General features: G+C 32.9%; 1 protein-coding gene. It reads left to right on the plus strand.

From position 1 onward, the window contains the following. Positions 1–780, plus strand: a 780-nt coding sequence (locus tag ACFIM1_RS09115) for a YadA-like family protein (protein ID WP_375694674.1), incomplete at its 5' end; no start/stop codon positions are given. Between the last annotated feature and the right edge of the window lie 1,396 nt (positions 781–2,176).

Raw genomic sequence — 2,176 nt, forward strand, 5'->3', positions numbered from 1 at the left:
AATGTAGCCGATGGTAAAGTTGAAAAAGGTTCGAAAGATGCGGTTAATGGTGGACAACTTTGGGAAACCAATGAACGTATCACTGGTGTTGAAAAAGATGTTAAGCATATTTCAAATAGAGTTGATAACATTTCCAATACCATTGCTGATATTGGTGATACAGTTCTCAATATTAATGGTAAAGTTGATAATATCAATAATAGAGTTGACAACATTGAAGAGGATGCGGTTCGTTATGATAGAGATGAAAACGGCAAAAAGACCAATAAAATCACATTAGCGGGTGGTGATGCCAGTGAACCTGTTCTGATTGATAATGTCGCTGATGGTAACATTGAGAAAGGTTCGAAAGAGGCTGTAAATGGTGGACAACTCCATGATTATACTAAAGAACAGATGAAGATTATTCTTGATGAATCCAAGCAGTATACAGATCAACGGGTTAATAATATTGTGATTGATGCGATTGATGATGCTGTTGATCGGGCTAAACAATATACAGATATGAAGTTTGACGTTTTAAACTACAGCATTGAGAATGTGAAAAAAGAGGCCAGACAAGCAGCAGCTATTGGGCTAGCGGTTTCTAACTTGCGCTACAATGATACGCCTGGAAAATTAAGCGTTGGATTTGGTACTGGTTTATGGCGTAGTCAATTTGCATTTGCCTTTGGTGCAGGTTACACCTCGGAAAATGGAAAATACCGTTCTAACATATCCGCAACAACTTCTGGAGGTCACTGGGGTGTAGGTGCGGGATTCAATATGACATTGAATTGATAATAAACAAAATACATAAAAATTTCTTTTCACCCTTGTCTCATGAGGCAGGGGTGGAATTTTTTTTTACGTATGTAAAGAAATATATAAATTGATTAAGTGATATAATGATAACTACAGGTCAAAAAACAGCAAAAGCTTACAAGATTTCAACAAAGCGAACTTCTTTTTCAAAATAAGATAATAAGCTTTTTCATATAATATACGTTCATTATTGTCTGCTTTAATTTTTAAATCTAAAAGATCTATAGAGCTTTATAGATAGAAAAAATAAATATCCTTTCGCTTTCTCCCAAGTTGCAAATTTACTCAAAAATCTCTGATAAGGTAGAAGTATATCGTTAAATTTATTTCAATTTTATTGGAGTAGGTTATAAAAACAATATACTAAACTAACTCCGCCCTATGCACAGATTAGCTTTTCTATAGGAGCTACATGTCAGAAGATAGAAAGATTTGCTCTAATTTATCGATTACCAGTGCTGGCGAACAGTGGGGATATGCACAGGGTTTAGTGTAACGCTGAATTAGCAATAAAAAAAACTCAAACCCAAAAGGTTTATCCTAGATAAGACGAAGCAAACAGATTTTAACCATCAACGCCGTTAAGTCTTTATTTCTGTTGATTTTAATGAGATGTTGGTGATTAAAGTATAAAGGGTGCAGATGATACAAAGGAGAGGTATAGATTGCATCCATAATTGAATATTACAAGATTTTTAGCGACGCACTAAATTATGACGCTGTACAGTGCCCCTGCATTTCTTACAAGCATTCTGCTTTTATTGCAAAAATGACACACTAGAATCCATAATGACAAACTTTATTGAAAAGACTCATTTTTTTCTTGCTATTTTATTTTAATGGCGTAATCGTAAACGAAATATCTTAATAGGACTCGTTTTGATAAAAACCTTTCAAAGAGGGAAAGTAAAAATGCGTATATAATATATTTCAAACGCACATTTTATTTGATGTTATAGCCTAAGGCTAAAAGAGCTACGGATTCTGAAATATTTAGGCGTTCACTCATTAATAGCTAATAAATCCCCAATAGGGAAAAATTACAACTAAGAAAACAATCAAAAACTTACCTCAAGTACAACACTTTAATATATTAATATAATACAGAGAAGCTCTTTTATACTTAATATATAAAGCAAAAACCCGTTTTCAATAAGAACCTAAAAATATTTTCCATACTCATGAAAGAGTTTCATTTAGGACTCATTATAGAAATCACGCGCAACGCAAACATAAAAGATTTAAAATGCTAACAACAAAACATTCAAAACCTATCTCTCACTCACTTCCTATCATTAAAATATGTCTTTTTTGTGTTCTTAAGTGTGTTTCTAAAGGTTTTTTTGGGGAGTTCATTATGAAGAAATTATAT

The organism is Bartonella sp. AC158YNML, assembly GCF_042196725.1.
Lineage (GTDB): Bacteria > Pseudomonadota > Alphaproteobacteria > Rhizobiales > Rhizobiaceae > Bartonella.